Here is a 16,221-nt window from a genome sequence, read left to right as displayed (position 1 = left end):
TGCAATGCAACTTATTTTTTAGCGGCAAAACGTGCTGCTGCTTCGTCCCAGTTCACCACATCCCAGAATGCTTTGATGTAGTCAGGGCGACGGTTTTGGAATTTCAGGTAGTAAGCGTGTTCCCAAACGTCCAGACCCACGATTGGGAAGCCAGAAACGCCAGCGACCGCTTCGCCCATCAGAGGGCTGTCCTGGTTTGCAGTAGAAACAACAGCCAGTTTGTCGCCTTTCAGAACCAGCCACGCCCAGCCGGAGCCGAAACGTGTTGCTGCTGCTTTCTCAAATTCAGCTTTGAAGTTATCAACGCTACCGAAATCACGCTCGATGGCTGCCTTCAGATCACCTTGCAAAGTGGTGCCAGTTTTCAGGCCTTTCCAGAAGAAGCTGTGGTTAGCGTGGCCGCCTGCGTTGTTACGCAGAACGGTTTTTTTGTCTGCCGGCAGTTGATCCAGTTTAGCGATCAGCTCTTCAACAGGCAGGCTTGCGAACTCTGGCAGAGACTCCAGCGCTGCATTCGCGTTGTTTACGTACGCCTGGTGGTGTTTGCTGTGATGGATTTCCATCGTTTGTTTGTCGAAATGTGGTTCCAGGGCGTCGTATGCGTAAGGCAGGGATGGCAGTGTATAACTCATATTCATCATCTCCATTTATACCCGTCCCCCTTCAAGCTGCAGATGCGTTGGCTGCGTTCACTCACCTGAATCACTTAGTTTACTAAGCTCATCAGGACTCATTCACTTGCCGCCTTCCTGTAACTCGAAGGTCTTAGGGATATTATCGAACGGCGAACAAGCTGTTAACGCCGCGTAATCAGTTGGTTCATTATAGTTAATTAAATGATATTGAAAATGATTATCAATGCCGTAGTTTTTATAAGGTTATAACTTTTTGGCATGATGGCGAAAATGTGAGCGTTGTCAGGTGGATAAATCGTTTTTTGCCACGCTGTTCAGAAACTGGCATTGCGGCAAAGGCAGTACGGAAAAATTAGGGTGATAGTCAGCGTTTCTTCATACGCAGGAGCATCCTTATGTCGCTTAATATCGCCCTTTTCGGTATTGGCCTTGATACTTACTGGCCACAGTTTTCGGGCCTCGAACAACGCCTGACGGACTATTTGCAGCACATTGACCAACGCCTCACAACGCTTAACGCCACGGTCATTAACGGTGGGCTGATTGATAGCGTCGCCAATGCAGATACGTTTGCTACGCAACTCCAAAGCCAGCCGGTCGATGCCATTGTGCTTTACATCAGCACTTACGCGCTTAGCTCAACCGTGCTGCCGCTGGTGCAAAAAATAAATAAGCCGGTGATTATCCTGGCGCTGCAACCGGAGCCAGGTTTGCCCTACGCCAAAATCCGTGACATGACCGATCGCGGTCAACGTACCGGTGAGTGGCTTGCTCATTGCCAGGCGTGCAGCGCACCAGAGTTGGCGAACGTATTTAATCGCGCAGGTATTCGTTATCAACTTATCGTTGGTGCATTACAAGGTGATGACTATGTCTGGGAGCAAACCTCGCAATGGCTACAGGCGCTGGAAGTACAAAAAGGGTTGTCTGCTTGCCAGGTGGGCGTTCTGGGTCACTATTACGATGGCATGGTAGATGTTTACAGCAACATGACCAATCTGAGTGCCAGACTCGGCGTGCGTTTCAAACCGCTTGAAATGTGCGAACTGGCGGAATATCGCGAGCAAGTCACGCCTGAGACCTGCGCACAAAAATGGCAGGAAGTTGAATCCTCGCTGCAAATCGATCCGTCTTGTGAAAAGGTCGAACTGGAACGCGCGGTGCAAACCGCCTGTGCAATGGACAAACTCATCGAAAACAACCGCCTCGGCGCGCTGGCCTATTACTACGAAGGACGCAACTGCAACGCTTACGAGAACATAATTACTTCAATTATTCTCGGCAACACGCTGCTGACTCAGCGCGGCGTTCCGGTCGCCGGGGAGTATGAGATCAAAAACGTACTGGCAATGAAAATCCAGCAACTTCTGGGGGCGGGTGGCTCGTTTTCGGAACCTTATGGCATTGAGTTTAAAGATGATGTAGTGCTCTGGGGACATGATGGCCCGGCGCATCCGCTAATGGCCGAAGGAGATGTGTGCCTTGTTCCTCTGCCGGTTTATCACGGCAAACCGGGCAAAGGCGTGTCGATTCAGATGACGGTGAAACCCGGCCCGGTAACTTTCCTTTCTATTGTTGAGGATGCACAAAACGGTGTGCGTTTGCAGTACGCCGAAGGTGAAGCCGTGCCGGGCGAAGTGCTGGATATCGGCAACACCAACAGCCGCTACCGTTTCCCGTTAAATGCTCGTGATTTCACCACCCAATGGTGCCTCGGCGGGCCAGCTCATCATTGTGCAATTGGTCTTGGGCATCAGGGTGAGGTTCTGGAAAAACTCGCCTGGCTGCTTGGCGTACAGAGCGTGAAAATCTGTTAATCCGAGAAATGGTGGATGACGCGTACCGCTTATCCACCCTACAAAAACAGGTTGAAGGGATATAAAGAACTGTGATGCCCATCAATCCTACCCCCTGAATTTTGCCAGTTTTATCCCTGCGACGGCAGCACGTAGAAGGTTCGCCCATTGTTCACTCTTTAGACTCAATGGCATTGGGGTTGCCAGTTGTCACCCCTGCGTTTTTGGCTAAAACAGAGGGATAGAAAATGAGTAACGCAATAACAATGGGGATAATCTGGCATCTGGTGGGTGCTGCAAGCGCCGCCTGCTTTTACGCCCCTTTTAAGAAAGTACAGCATTGGTCATGGGAAACCATGTGGGCCGTTGGCGGTTTCGTCTCGTGGATAATCCTGCCATGGCTGGTCAGCTACATTTTGCTTCCTGATTTTTGGGCTTACTACGGTTCGTTTAACGCTTCAACCCTGCTGCCAGTCTTCCTGTTCGGTGCGATGTGGGGCATTGGTAACATTAACTACGGCCTGACGATGCGCTATCTCGGCATGTCGATGGGCATTGGCATCGCAATTGGTATCACGCTGATTGTCGGTACGTTAATGACGCCAATTATTGCCGGAAAATTTGATGTTTTAATCGGCACACCTGGCGGGCGCATGACACTGCTGGGCGTTTTGGTGGCACTGGTGGGCGTGGCGATTGTCACCCGCGCAGGGCAACTTAAAGAACGCAAAATGGGCATTAAAGCCGAAGAGTTCAACCTGAAAAAAGGGCTGATACTAGCGGTAATGTGCGGCATCTTCTCGGCGGGTATGTCTTTTGCGATGGACGCCGCAAAACCGATGCATGAGGCCGCAGCAGCATTGGGCGTTGACCCACTGTATGTCGCGCTGCCGAGTTACGTCATCATTATGGGTGGCGGCGCGGTAATTAACCTTGGCTACTGCTTCATTCGTCTGGCCAAAATGCAGAGCTTGTCGATAAAAGCCGACTTCTCACTGGCAAAACCGCTGATCATCAGCAACGTGCTTTTCGCAGCCCTTGCCGGTTTGATGTGGTATCTGCAATTCTTCTTCTACGCCTGGGGCCACGCCAAAATTCCTGCGCAATACGACTACATGAGCTGGATGTTGCACATGAGTTTCTACGTGCTGTGCGGCGGTTTGGTTGGCTTGATCATGAAAGAGTGGAAGTCAGCAGGTAGAAAGCCTGTTGGTGTACTGAGCATCGGTTGTGTCGTCATTATCATTGCGGCAAACATCGTCGGCCTTGGTATGGCTGCGTAATACCCGTCATACTTCAAGTCACAGGGTTGTTGGCTGCACTCACTTACCCCAGTCACTTACTTTAGTAAGCTCCTGGGGATAAGTTCCTTTGCCGCCTACCTACAACTTGAATTATTTAGGGTATCCAATTGAAGCGTGTATCGTTGACGCCACATCCGTGGCGTCATCCCCGTCTCCTTAGTAAACACCACTGAAAAGTAGTTACTGTCCTCAAAGCCGCACCGTGTGGCGATATCCCCAATCAACAGCTCGCTATGGCGCAATAAATCCTGCGCCTGGCAAATCTTTAGCTGGCGTAAATACTGACTGATGGACATGCCGGTTTGTTGGCGGAAAAACTGTCGCAAATAGCGCTCTGCCAGCTGATGCTGCTGGCAAAATTGCGATAGTTCAAAAGGCGTGTTGAGGCTTTTCCCAAGCGCAGCCATCAATAAATCGAGGGTTTCGTTGCTGTCTGGCCCGGCGGCATCCTGAGATTTGTAACGGTGGCGACGCAGCAGAATACACAGCTGCAGAAACAGGCTTTCCGTCAAACACAACGACAGCGCATCGGGCTTCACGCTTTCGTGTTCCAGTTGGCCAATTAACTGGCGTGCCTGCGCCATGCCATGGCTGCTCAAACGCCAGCGCGGGTCTTTTCCAGAAGCTGCCGCGTTATCCAGCAGTTCGCTCCAGTCGACGTTGAGCTTCAGCCGTTCCGGGCAATAGATAATGTTATGCAACACCAGGCCGTTAACCGATTCGTAGCTGTGGCGATCTTCGGCGCGAATATAAAACAGGTCGCCGCAGGTGATGCGATAGGGGCGGTCGTTCAGTACGTGCAGGCCGTTGCCGCGCCACACCAGCACCAGCTCGCAGAAATCATGGGTATGTTCGGCAAAGACGTTTTGCGGATAGCGGTCGGCCACCGCTACGGGTTGTACGGTGGAGGCGAAAAAATCTGCTTTTTTGAGAACTAAATGACCCGCCACAGCAATACCTCAAAACCAGAACAATCAGAAAGTATTGGCTTTTTTGGCTAAAAAAACGGTGATTGCCTTCGCGATTACTGAAGTTGTGTGTCGCGCCCCTGGCGAATCTCACGCGGGGACCAGGAAAACTCGCGCTTAAAAAGCGTCGAAAAATGGTTACTGTCGCCAAACCCGCACTGGAAGGCGATATCCGTTACGCTCTCCTCGCCGTGGCGCAGCAGGTGACGGGCTTTCATCAGGCGTAAACGGTTGAGATAACGCTGCGGTGTCATGCCGGTTTGCTGTTTTAACTGGCGATGCAGCGTGCGCAGGGAAAGGGTGAATTGCGAGGCCAGTTGCTCCCAACATATATCTTCGGCGAAATGGTCTTCAAGCCACGCCATTAGTTGGTTTAAGCGGCTTTCCGAGTTGGTAGCACCTTCCATCATGCTGCCTCTGCGTAGCAACACCAGCAGTTGCATAAACAGAATTTCACGGTTAGCGACGGCGTGGGTATCCGCTGCTTCACCAATCTGTTCAAACTTTTCAATCAAACCGCGAACCTGTTGCAACACCGGCTGGTTCACGCGCCAGTGGGATGGATAATTGCCGTCCTGCTCCTGTGGCAGCAGCTTATCGAGCCCGGACAAAAAGCAAAACGCATCGGGTGCACGATACAGAATATTGGTCAGGCAGAGGTTTTCGGTCTGTTCGTACAAATGGCGGTCGTGGTCACGCACAAAACAGACGGAGCCCCCGCTCAACGTATACGGTTGACCATTAAAAACATGCGTTCCAGTACCGTGTTCTACGATAACAATCTCATAAAAATCATGATGGTGTTCCGGGAATGCGGGCTGGGGTAAACGCGGCTCAATCGCCACGGATGAATGTCCAGATGGGAAAAAATCAAAACCATGCAATATCGTCATCATTACCCCCAGGCTCATTTAAAGTAGCTCGATAGTAGATAACGCTTCTCATCAGCACCTTAAAGTTTCGACACAAAACTAGCTAAAAACTGTTCGTTTTTTAAGAAAGGCCGGGAATTATCAGGAAATGCGGAGGGCGTCACAGGGCGGTTTTAGGGGTGATAAACACGAATATGTGACATCACTCACGTTCACCTTTGCCTTTTTGCCAACGGCTGATTGGCGCTGTCAGTGTCGAGAAGGTGCACGACAGCGTAACTTTTTAGAGTGGGGGCAATTCATTTAGCAAGGACCCCCAAAATGACTCTACGCCATAGTGTTGCGGTAGACCTGGGCGCATCAAGCGGCCGTGTCATGCTGGCACGCTTTGAACGTGAAACCCGCAGCATCTGTCTGCGTGAAATTCATCGTTTTACCAACTGCTTAAAACAGATCGATGGTTCAACCGTCTGGGACGTCGATGCGCTTGAAGGTGAAATCCGTACCGGCCTGCAAAAAGCCTGCGACGAAGGCATCGCCATCGACAGCATCGGCATCGACACCTGGGGTGTGGATTACGTGCTGGTTGGTTGCGACGGTAATCGCGTTGGGCAGCCAGTTTCTTACCGCGACAGCCGCACCGATGGGGTGATGGACACCGCGCTAAATCAACTTGGCCGTGACGAGATTTACCGTCGTACGGGCATCCAGTTCATGCCATTCAACACGCTTTATCAATTGCGTGCGCTGGTGGAGCAGCAGCCAGAACTTATCGATAACGTCGAACATGCGCTGCTGATCCCGGACTATTTCTGCTTCCGGCTGACCGGTGCGCTCAACTGGGAATACACCAACGCTACCACCACACAACTGGTGAATATCAACAGCGACAATTGGGATGAAACGCTGCTCAACTGGGCGGGCGTGCCGCATAAATGGTTCGGCAAGCCGACGCATCCTGGCAATGTTATCGGCCAATGGGTTTGCCGCGAAGGCAACAAAATCCCGGTGGTTTCCGTTGCCACGCATGATACCGCCAGCGCGGTCATTGGTGCGCCGCTCAAAGACAAAGACGCGGCATATCTCTCATCCGGCACCTGGTCGTTAATGGGCTTTGAGAGCAAAACCCCCTACGCCAACAGTGCTGCGTTAGCCGCAAACATCACTAATGAAGGCGGTGCAGAAGGGCGCTACCGGGTACTGAAAAATATTATGGGGCTGTGGCTTTTGCAGCGCGTGACCAAAGAATTGGGGATCACCGATCTACCCGATCTGATCGATCGCACTCAAAAAACCGCTGCCTGCCGTTTTGTGATCAACCCGAACGACGATCGTTTTATTAACCCGGAAAGCATGAGCCGCGAAATTCAGGCTGCGTGCCGCGAAAGCAACCAACCGGTGCCGTTCACCGACAACGAACTGGCGCGCTGTATTTTCGACAGCCTGGCGCTGCTGTATGCCAAAACTCTGCAAGAACTGGCCGCCGTCCGTGGCCGCCCGTTTAGCTGCCTGCACATTGTTGGCGGCGGTAGCCAGAACGCCTTGCTTAACCAACTTTGTGCCGATGCCTGCGGTATTCCTGTTTTCGCCGGACCGATTGAAGCTTCAACGCTTGGCAATATTGGCTGCCAGTTAATGGCGCTGGACGAAATTACTGATGTCGACGACTTCCGCAAAATTGTCGCCGCCAGCTACGAACTGAAATCTTTTACCCCTCAATTAGATAGCGAAATTGCTCGCCACATCGCGCAGTTTCAGCTCAACATTCAAACAAGTAAGGAGTTTTGCGCATGACCACACCTCTTGATCAAGCCTGGGAACTGGCAAAACAGCGCTTTGCTGCTGTCGGTGTTGATGTTGAAACCGCACTGCAACAGCTCGATCGTTTACCGGTTTCTATGCACTGCTGGCAGGGCGATGACGTTGCCGGATTTGAAAACCCGGAAGGTGCGCTGAGCGGTGGGATTCAGGCCACGGGGAACTACCCAGGTAAAGCACGCAGTGCCACCGAATTACGCTCGGATTTGGAACGTGCATTAAGCCTGATTCCTGGGCCAAAACGCCTGAACCTGCACGCGATTTATCTGGAGTCTGAACAACCGGTTTCCCGCGACAAAATCAAACCAGAGCATTTTAAAAACTGGGTGGAATGGGCGAAAGCCAACAAACTGGGTCTGGATTTTAACCCGTCTTGCTTCTCGCACCCGCTCAGTGCCGACGGTTTTACGCTGTCCCATGCTAACGATGAAATCCGCCAGTTCTGGATTGACCACGTGAAAGCCAGCCGCAAAATTTCTGCGTATTTCGGCGAACAACTCGGCACGCCGTCGGTGATGAACATCTGGATCCCGGACGGCATGAAAGACATCACCGTCGACCGCCTGGCCCCGCGCCAGCGTTTAGTCGCCGCTCTTGATGAAGCGATGAGCGAAAAACTTAACCCTGAGCACCATATCGACGCGGTAGAAAGCAAGCTGTTTGGCATTGGAGCGGAAAGCTACACCGTCGGCTCTAACGAGTTTTATTTTGGTTACGCAACCAGCCGCCAGACCGCACTGTGTCTGGATGCCGGTCACTTCCACCCAACCGAAGTCATCTCCGACAAAATCTCCAGCGCCATGTTGTATGTGCCGCGCCTGCTGCTACACGTAAGCCGTCCGGTGCGTTGGGACAGCGACCACGTCGTGCTGTTGGACGACGAAACTCAGGCCATTGCCAGCGAGATTATCCGCAATGACCTGTTCGACCGCGTTCATATTGGCCTGGATTTCTTCGATGCCTCAATCAACCGTATCGCCGCCTGGGTTATCGGTACGCGCAACATGAAGAAAGCCATGCTACGCGCGCTGCTCGAGCCAACCGAGACGCTGCGCCAGCTGGAACTTGAAGGTGATTACACCGCGCGCCTGGCGTTACTCGAAGAGCAAAAATCCCTGCCGTGGGCGGCGGTGTGGGAAATGTACTGCCAGCGCAACGACACGCCGGTTGATGCCCAGTGGCTGAAAACAGTACGCAGCTATGAAAAAGACGTGTTGAGCAAACGCGCTTAACGACTTAACGGTGGATGACACTTCGCTTATCCACCCTACTACTTATTATCGAACGTAGGGCAGAGCCATCTGCCAGACGAATAACAGGAACACAAGACTATGCAGAACATCCTCAACGCCTGGTTTGTAGAAGGCATGATCAAAGTAACCAGCGATGCCTGGCTGAAAGGTTGGGACGAGCGCAATGGCGGCAACATTACCATGCGCCTGGATGAAGCCGATATCGCGCCATTCCAGGCTGATTTCCACGCCGCACCGCGTTACATCTCATTAAGCCAGCCAATGCCTGAACTGGCTAACACGCCATTTATCGTCACTGGTTCAGGAAAATTCTTCCGCAATGTGCAACTTGATCCGGCGGCAAATATCGGCGTGGTGAAAGTCGACAACCGGGGTACCGGCTACCACATCTTATGGGGCCTGGAAAACGAAGCTGTGCCAACATCTGAGCTGGCGGCGCATTTCCAGTCACACAGTGTGCGTATCAAAACTACCGGCGGGAAAGACCGCGTGATCATGCACTGCCACGCCACCAACCTGATTGCCTTGACCTACGTGCTGGAAAATAGAACCGACGTCATCACCCGCAAACTGTGGGAAGGCAGCACTGAGTGCTTAGTCGTATTCCCGGACGGCGTCGGCATTCTGCCGTGGATGGTGCCGGGTACCGATGAAATTGGCAACGCGACCGCAGGTGAAATGGCAAAACACTCGCTGGTGCTGTGGCCGTTCCACGGGGTATTCGGTAGTGGCCCAACGCTTGATGAGGCATTCGGTCTTATCGACACAGCCGAGAAGTCTGCCGAAGTGTTGGTAAAAGTCATTTCCATGGGCGGCATGAAACAAACCATCAGTCGTGACGAGCTTATCGCTCTTGGTAAACGTTTTGGCGTCACCCCGTTAGCAAGCGCTTTAGAACTATAAGGAACATGACGATGAGCTTTATGTTGGCCTTACCAAAAATCAGCCTTCACGGCGCAGGTGCCATCGGCGATATGGTGAAATTGATTGCCGCCAAACCGTGGGGAAAAGCGTTAATCATTACTGACGGGCAACTGGTGAAAATGGGCTTGCTAGACAGCCTGTTTAGCGCGCTTGATGAGCATCAGCTTTCTTATGAACTGTTTGATGAAGTGTTCCCGAACCCGACCGAAGAACTGGTGCAAAAAGGCTTTGCCGCTTATCAGGCTGCCAACTGTAACTACCTGATTGCCTTCGGTGGCGGCAGTCCAATCGATACTGCCAAAGCGGTGAAGATCCTGACTGCAAACCCAGGTCCATCAACCGCTTATTCGGGCGTTGGCAAAGTCACTAACCCTGGTGTTCCGCTGGTGGCGATTAACACCACTGCGGGAACGGCGGCAGAGATGACCAGTAACGCCGTCATCACCGATTCTGTGCGCCATGTAAAAGAAGTGATTATCGACACTAACCTCATCCCGGATATTGCTGTGGATGATGCAAGCGTAATGCTCGATATTCCGGCAAGTGTCACTGCTGCAACAGGTATGGATGCGTTAACTCACGCCATTGAAGCTTATGTTTCCGTTGCCGCGCATCCGTTAACTGATGCTAACGCATTGGAATCTATCCGCCTGATTAGCCAGTGGTTGCCGAAAGCAGTCGACGATGGTCATAACCTTGAAGCGCGTGAAATGATGGCTTACGGGCAATACCTGGCAGGTATGGCGTTTAACAGCGCAGGCCTTGGATTGGTACATGCGCTGGCCCATCAACCGGGTGCCACGCACAACCTGCCGCACGGTGTTTGCAACGCGATTTTACTGCCAATTATTGAAGCTTTTAACCGCCCGAAAGCCGTTGCACGTTTTGCAAAAGTTGCCGCAGCGATGGGAGTCAATACTCAGGATATGAACGAAGAAGAAGCCAGCTTTGAGGCAATTCTGGCGATTCGTGCGCTTTCTACTCGCGTCGGCATTCCATCTGGCTTTAGCCAGCTTGGAATTCAAACCACAGATATCGAAGGTTGGCTGGATAACGCTTTGGCTGACCCATGTGCGCCATGTAATCCACGCGTGGCAACCCGTGAGGAAGTGCGCGAGCTGTATCTGGAGGCGTTATGATCCGCAAAGCTTTTGTGATGCAGGTAAACCCGGATGCTCATGAAGAATATCAACGTCGCCATACGCCGATTTGGCCAGAGCTGGAAGCGGTACTTAAACAGCACGGTGCTCATCACTACGCTATTTATCTTGATGCACAACGCCACCTACTTTTTGCCACGGTAGAGATTGAGTCTGAAACCCGCTGGAATGCTGTCGCACAAACGGAAGTTTGCCAGCGCTGGTGGAAGCATATGAGCGAGATTATGCCGAGCAATGCCGACAACAGCCCGGTGAGTGCGGAGCTGAAAGAAGTGTTTTATCTGGAGTAATCACCAAAGACGCTACGCGGAACCAGTAAAAGTGGGGAAGCGTGGCGTTTCCTGGCGTAACAAACTAGCGAGCCGCTGTCGTTTATGCCGAAAGGAGTCGGTTTGCCATATTATCGAGTCTGACTTTAACCTTCTCCCATCCCGGCATGACCTGATTCATCAGGCGATAAAAGCGCTCGCTGTGATTGTGTTCTGCAATATGGCAAAGCTCATGCAAGATCACGTAATCAACACATTCTCGCGGAGCTTTAACCAGATGTGGATTGAGCGTGATGCGCCCCGAAGGTGAACAACTTCCCCACTGTGTTTGCATCGCCTGAACACGCAATGGCGGTAACTTTTCCACCCATAGAGCTTGTTCCATCATGACATTAAGCCTGCGAGCAAAAACTTCTCTGGCGCGCTGCCGGTACCATTTATCCAGCAATTGGCACACGACGTGTGGATCGCGCTGACGCACGATAACCTCTAACTTGCCACGCAGTAGCTTCACACGGGGTATTTCACCCTCACTTTCAATAACTTTGAGCATATGTTGTTTGCCCAAATAATAATGGCTTTCACCGCTGATATAACGACGAGGGGTAATGTGTTCCAGCTGTTTTTGGAAACCACGCAGTTGTAGCCAAACCCAACGGGCACGTTTTTTTACCGCCTGAACCACTTCTTCATCGCTGGCTGACTGAGGGGCTGCAACCTGAATCCGGCAGTCAGGATGGACTTTAATCAGTACCTGCGATTTTTGGCTACTGCGACCTACTCGTTCGAAACGAATCGGTTCATCGCCATACCAGAATGATAGTGCAGGGCGATTGGCTTCTATCACAGTACGAGGAATTCTGACGCTCATCTTGTCCCCTTAAATACCGCTAAGTCCGACACGGGTAATTTGCACCACCATTTCCACAATGGATTTTGCCTGATCCATCCCACCATCAATTGCTTTGCACTCCTGGAACATCATCGGCAGCAGCTTCTTGCGAATATCAGCCTCGATATTCTGTGGATTAATCGAGTTTTCCGTGACCGACTTTTCCACCAACTCATCAATTTTAAAAGCAAGCCCCGCCCATTTGCCTTGTACCTGTTCATCATTGACCGCGAAAACATGCGGCAAAATTTTCATAAACACGCCGTAATACGCCTGCGCATGATGGTTGCCGTGAAAGAGATTGGGGATGGTATCCAGCGTTCGTGCTTTCACGCGATCTTCAAATTCGCTAAACAACAGATACTCTTTCAGCGGATGGTCAAACAAGCTTTCCACTTCTTCTATCGCTTTGAGCAGCAAAACAGAAAAGGCTTGCTGGGCATACGGGTCGTCACGCAGGTCTTGTTCAATCATTTTGGTCACCCGCGTTTTAATAATATCAGTTTCGTTGCGAGTTTTATCTTCAGACCACTCTTCTGGCTGCGTGTGTTTGCCCATCTTATTGACTTCATACTTGGCATCCGGCTCGCGCACTTCAACGCCAATAACATGTTTATCGAGCAGTTTTTTTATTTCATCAGCGTATTTATCGTAATCGACCGTTTCGCCAGCATCCTGTTTTGCTGACTGGCGTAAAGAGATAAATTCCCGCAAGGTCACTTTGTAATGCTCGCGGTCTGCCTCACTAAAGGTTTTATCTTCAAAGAACGTGGCAGATTGCAGGGCGACTTTCATACAAGTAGCAAATTCAGAGAGTGCCTGATAAAAGTCTTCCCTTACTTTTAGATTCACATCTACCAGCTCGCCATCACGCATTTCCATTTTAGGCACCAGAACCTGGCGCATTTGCTCGTGGTCATGGGTATTTTTGACCTCTTTAAAAATCGCCCACAGGTTTTTATACAGCTGTGGCAAACGCTTATACTCGGTGCTCATTGCCCGATAAAGCCCGGTAAGATCGTCAATATCGTAGCCGCCCTGGGTTCGCGCAGCGAGGTCCTGATACTTTGCGATAGTGGTATCCAGCTCGGCCAGAATCCCCCGGTAATCAATCAACAAGCCAAAATCCTTATCAGGATGTAGGCGGTTGACGCGGGCGATTGCCTGAATCAAATTATGGCCTTTCAAAGGCTTATCGATATAAAGCACGGTGTTTTTCGGCTCATCAAAACCGGTGAGTAACTTATCCACCACGATAAGCATTTTCAAATCACCTTCGCTTGCAAAACGCTCGACTAACTGACGGGTATACACTTTCTCATCAGTGGTACCGACATTCTTTTTCCACCACTGGCTGATTTCAGGCATCGACTCCTCTTCAGTGTCGGTATTGCCCTCGCGGGTATCCGGTGGGCTCATGACAATGGCAGACTCGAACAGCCCGGCTTTATCGAGATACTTTTTATACTTGATAGCCGATGTTTTGCTGTCGCAGGCCAGTTGCCCTCTGAGATTATCTTTGATGTTTTTGCTGAAGTGATCGGCGATATCCTGCGCGATAATCTCAATACGATTATCAGACTGATAAATCAGCCCCTTTTGGGTGAATTTTCTCTTCAGGTCAGTGGTTTGTTCCTGAGAAAGACCGGCGGTAATGCGTTCAAAACCTTTATCAACAGCGCGTGAGTGGGTGTCTAAATCCGGCTTGCGCTCTTCATACAACAGTGGCGTGACCGTGCCATCTTCTACTGCGCGCTGCATGGTGTAGGCATGAACAATCGGGCCAAATTTATTGGTGGTTTTATCGTCTTTCAGTAGCGGCGTGCCGGTAAAGGCCACAAATGCTGCATTCGGCAGCGCCTGCTGCATACGAATATTATTTTCTCCGCCCTGGCTGCGGTGACCTTCGTCGACCAGCACAATAATATCCGCGCTGGTGTTAACGCATTCAGGTAGCCGCGTGGCGGAATTAAATTTGTGGATCAGCGAGAAAATAATACGCTCGGTGCCTTTACTGATTTGTTTCGCCAGACGATGGCCGCTGGTCGCCATCGCTAATTTGTGGTCGTCTTTGCCGGAAAGCTCGCCGCCCGATGCGAAGGTGTTACTAATTTGAGTTTCCAGATCGGTTCTGTCCGTCACAACAAAAATGCGGCACTTTTTCAGCTCATCAACCATCAATAGTGCGCGGCTTAGCATCACCATGGTGAACGATTTTCCCGAACCGGTGGTATGCCAGATAACGCCGCCTTCACGCCCGCCGTCGGAACGTTTCTGGCTGATACGCTCAATCAAGCGCTTGATGCCAAACACCTGCTGATAACGTGCCACCAGTTTGCCGATTTTTTTATCGAACAGGGTGAAGAGGCGTGTCATTTCCAGTAAACGTGCAGGTGATAACAGGCTTATCAGTAACTTATCCTGCCCACTTACAGCCAGCTCGCCGCCCGCGCGCCAGGCTTTGTACCACTCCAGGTACTCCGCTTTGCGATGGGTAAACAGGGCATTCACCTGGTGGGAGGAAAGATCTTTGTTTTTCAGCGCATACATCTGCGCATGGCTAATATCTTCTTCGCTCCACACCGCCCAGAATTTCTGCGGAGTGCCACATGTAGCATAGCGCCCGTCAATGCCGTTTATCGACAGCAGCAACTGGTTGTAGGCAAACAGGCGAGGGATCTCGTCAACTTGCTGATTGCGCAGGCTTTGGGAAACCCCTTCGTCGATAGTCGGACCTTTTTTGGCGTGGCTGTCTGGCCGTTTGGCTTCAATGACCGCCAGCGGAATACCGTTTACAAAGCAGACGATATCAGGGCGGCGATGCCCGACGCCCGATGAACGCGCCACGGTAAATTCTTCGCTGAACAGGAAGCTGTTATTGGCTTCGTTGTGCCAGTCAATCAGCGCCACCGTTGTGCTGACTTTTTTATTCCCGACGAACTCCGTCACTGAAATACCGTACAGCAGGTGGTTATAGAGCTTTTCGTTTGCGGTTTTCAGCCCTTCGTTTAGCGCCGGGCTGCACACTTCGTTAATCAGGTTATCGATAGATTTTTCTGACAGTGGATGTGTTTTGCCTGCAAAGCTGAAGCGGCGTTTCGCCAGTTGGCTGCGCAGTTCATTGCGCAGCACCACTTCATCGTATTTCCCATTACGCGCCGCCAGCGCTTCGGTTGGCGTGAGAAAAGACCACCCCATGCTGGTGAGCAGCACCAGCGCCGGAAGTTTGGCGCTGTACTCTTCCTTAAATTTCGGCGGGAGTTGGTTCATCTTAGTGGCCTTTTTTCTCTTTGCTGGCGATGGTTCGCAAAACTTCAATATTCATACGCTCGCCTTCCGCTTCTTTCAGGCGACGGCGACGTTGGGCGAAATCTTCAAAGGTTTGCTGCGCTTTCTCATCCGCCTCTTTTTTGCTGACGGAACCGGAATGCTGAAGGACTTCGCGGTCATTAAATGCCAGAAACTGATCGAGTTTGGTCTGCCAGTCGCGCAGGAATACTTGTTTGCGCCGTTTTGCCTGGTCTTCAGCAAAGTCCAGCCACATTGAAACAATGCGGTTCAGTTCGTCAATTTCCGTTTCATTGAGATAGTTTTTGGCAATCGTGACATCGGTACGGCGCACTTCATCATATTTAAAACTGGTTAATCCCATATTCGGCTGGCTGGCATCCACGCGTTTAGCAATCAACTCGGCGGCGGTTAAACCTGTGCTGGCGTAATGCAGTTTGTTTTGAATGACGCGAAAGAATTGTGTGGTTTCTTTAGTAGAAGGTCGGTAATCCGCTGCCATGGTGAAAATATCCAGCACCCGCAAATAGACGCGCCGCTCGCTGGAACGAATATCGCGAATGCGTTCCAGCATGTCGTCGAAATAATCAGGCACCACAGATTTACCAACCGGCGGGTTCTTCAGGCGTTCGTCATCCATGACGAAGCCTTTAATCAGGTATTCTTGCAGGGTTTGCGTGGCCCACTGGCGGAACTGCGTGCCGCGGGTTGAGCGCACACGGTAGCCGACCGCGAGGATAACCCCCAGATTGTAATGACGAATCTTGCGCTGGATCTGCCTTGCACCTTCGGTTTGAACTTGTAAGTAATCCTTACAGGTTGAACTTTGTTCAAGCTCCCCTTCGTCATAAACCGCGCGGATATGTTGGGTTATTGCCTGCGGCGTAACCTGATACAAATCAGCCATTGCCGCCTGGGATAACCAAAGCGAATCTGATGCAAAACGGCACTCTAAACGTACCTTGCCATCCGCTGACTGAAACAGAACAAACTCCCCATCCGGGGCAGGAGTTAGAGATGAGTTCGTCATAACAATGTCCTT

Annotated in this window: 13 protein-coding genes; 7 read left to right on the top strand and 6 right to left on the bottom strand. The window is 51.3% G+C overall.

What is annotated here, in order from left to right; all coding sequences use genetic code 11:
* Positions 1-11 precede the first annotated feature (11 nt).
* Positions 12-632: a superoxide dismutase [Mn] gene (gene sodA / locus LVQ77_RS15205; protein WP_120065883.1), complete on the bottom strand. Its 621-nt coding sequence runs from the start codon at positions 630-632 to the stop codon at positions 12-14.
* A gap of 398 nt (positions 633-1,030) precedes the next feature.
* Between sodA and LVQ77_RS15200 the strand changes: the two genes are divergently transcribed.
* Both LVQ77_RS15200 and rhaT read left to right on the top strand, forming a co-directional pair.
* Positions 1,031-2,452 carry an L-fucose/L-arabinose isomerase family protein gene (locus tag LVQ77_RS15200; protein ID WP_232904852.1) on the top strand — a complete coding sequence of 474 codons (1,422 nt, stop codon included), beginning with the start codon at positions 1,031-1,033 and terminating at the stop codon, positions 2,450-2,452.
* A 227-nt stretch (positions 2,453-2,679) separates the two neighbouring features.
* A complete protein-coding gene (gene rhaT / locus LVQ77_RS15195; RefSeq protein WP_151993721.1) occupies positions 2,680-3,714 on the top strand; it encodes an L-rhamnose/proton symporter RhaT in 1,035 nt (344 codons plus the stop codon).
* Positions 3,715-3,809: 95 nt separating this feature from the next.
* Here rhaT and rhaR read toward each other — a convergent pair whose 3' ends face one another.
* Both rhaR and rhaS read right to left on the bottom strand, forming a co-directional pair.
* Positions 3,810-4,685, bottom strand: coding sequence for an HTH-type transcriptional activator RhaR (rhaR, locus tag LVQ77_RS15190; protein ID WP_232863840.1), 876 nt, complete (start codon positions 4,683-4,685; stop codon positions 3,810-3,812).
* Positions 4,686-4,759: 74 nt separating this feature from the next.
* The gene (gene rhaS, locus LVQ77_RS15185; RefSeq protein ID WP_232904850.1) at positions 4,760-5,596 is read right to left on the bottom strand and encodes an HTH-type transcriptional activator RhaS; all 837 of its coding nucleotides are present in this window, start codon (positions 5,594-5,596) and stop codon (positions 4,760-4,762) included.
* A gap of 300 nt (positions 5,597-5,896) precedes the next feature.
* Between rhaS and rhaB the strand changes: the two genes are divergently transcribed.
* From rhaB to rhaM, 5 genes are all read left to right on the top strand, one after another.
* Positions 5,897-7,369: a rhamnulokinase gene (gene rhaB, locus LVQ77_RS15180; protein WP_232904848.1), complete on the top strand. Its 1,473-nt coding sequence runs from the start codon at positions 5,897-5,899 to the stop codon at positions 7,367-7,369.
* Complete coding sequence (gene rhaA, locus LVQ77_RS15175; protein WP_232863838.1) at positions 7,366-8,625, top strand: L-rhamnose isomerase; 1,260 nt, start codon at positions 7,366-7,368, stop codon at positions 8,623-8,625. Before rhaB ends, rhaA begins: the two co-directional genes overlap by 4 nt.
* Before the next feature lie 99 nt (positions 8,626-8,724).
* Positions 8,725-9,549 carry a rhamnulose-1-phosphate aldolase gene (gene rhaD, locus LVQ77_RS15170; protein ID WP_232904846.1) on the top strand — a complete coding sequence of 275 codons (825 nt, stop codon included), beginning with the start codon at positions 8,725-8,727 and terminating at the stop codon, positions 9,547-9,549.
* An 11-nt stretch (positions 9,550-9,560) separates the two neighbouring features.
* Positions 9,561-10,709 carry a lactaldehyde reductase gene (gene fucO / locus LVQ77_RS15165; protein ID WP_151993715.1) on the top strand — a complete coding sequence of 383 codons (1,149 nt, stop codon included), beginning with the start codon at positions 9,561-9,563 and terminating at the stop codon, positions 10,707-10,709.
* The gene (gene rhaM, locus LVQ77_RS15160; RefSeq protein ID WP_134185738.1) at positions 10,706-11,020 is read left to right on the top strand and encodes an L-rhamnose mutarotase; all 315 of its coding nucleotides are present in this window, start codon (positions 10,706-10,708) and stop codon (positions 11,018-11,020) included. The genes fucO and rhaM overlap by 4 nt, the downstream gene beginning before the upstream one ends.
* A gap of 82 nt (positions 11,021-11,102) precedes the next feature.
* Here rhaM and LVQ77_RS15155 read toward each other — a convergent pair whose 3' ends face one another.
* Genes LVQ77_RS15155 through LVQ77_RS15145 form a run of 3 tightly spaced genes read right to left on the bottom strand, consistent with a single transcriptional unit; the run spans position 11,103 to position 16,209 of the window.
* Positions 11,103-11,870, bottom strand: coding sequence for a M48 family metallopeptidase (locus tag LVQ77_RS15155; RefSeq protein ID WP_232904844.1), 768 nt, complete (start codon positions 11,868-11,870; stop codon positions 11,103-11,105).
* A gap of 9 nt (positions 11,871-11,879) precedes the next feature.
* Positions 11,880-15,161 carry a type I restriction endonuclease subunit R gene (locus LVQ77_RS15150; RefSeq protein ID WP_232904842.1) on the bottom strand — a complete coding sequence of 1,094 codons (3,282 nt, stop codon included), beginning with the start codon at positions 15,159-15,161 and terminating at the stop codon, positions 11,880-11,882.
* Between the two features lies 1 nt (position 15,162).
* On the bottom strand, positions 15,163-16,209 hold the full coding sequence (locus LVQ77_RS15145; protein ID WP_232904841.1) for a virulence RhuM family protein: 1,047 nt from the start codon (positions 16,207-16,209) through the stop codon (positions 15,163-15,165).
* Positions 16,210-16,221 lie beyond the last annotated feature (12 nt).

Origin of the sequence: Buttiauxella cochleicola (assembly GCF_021282435.1) — a bacterium.
In the GTDB taxonomy this organism is placed as follows: domain Bacteria; phylum Pseudomonadota; class Gammaproteobacteria; order Enterobacterales; family Enterobacteriaceae; genus Buttiauxella; species Buttiauxella massiliensis.
This window is presented reverse-complemented; position numbering and strand designations above follow the sequence as displayed.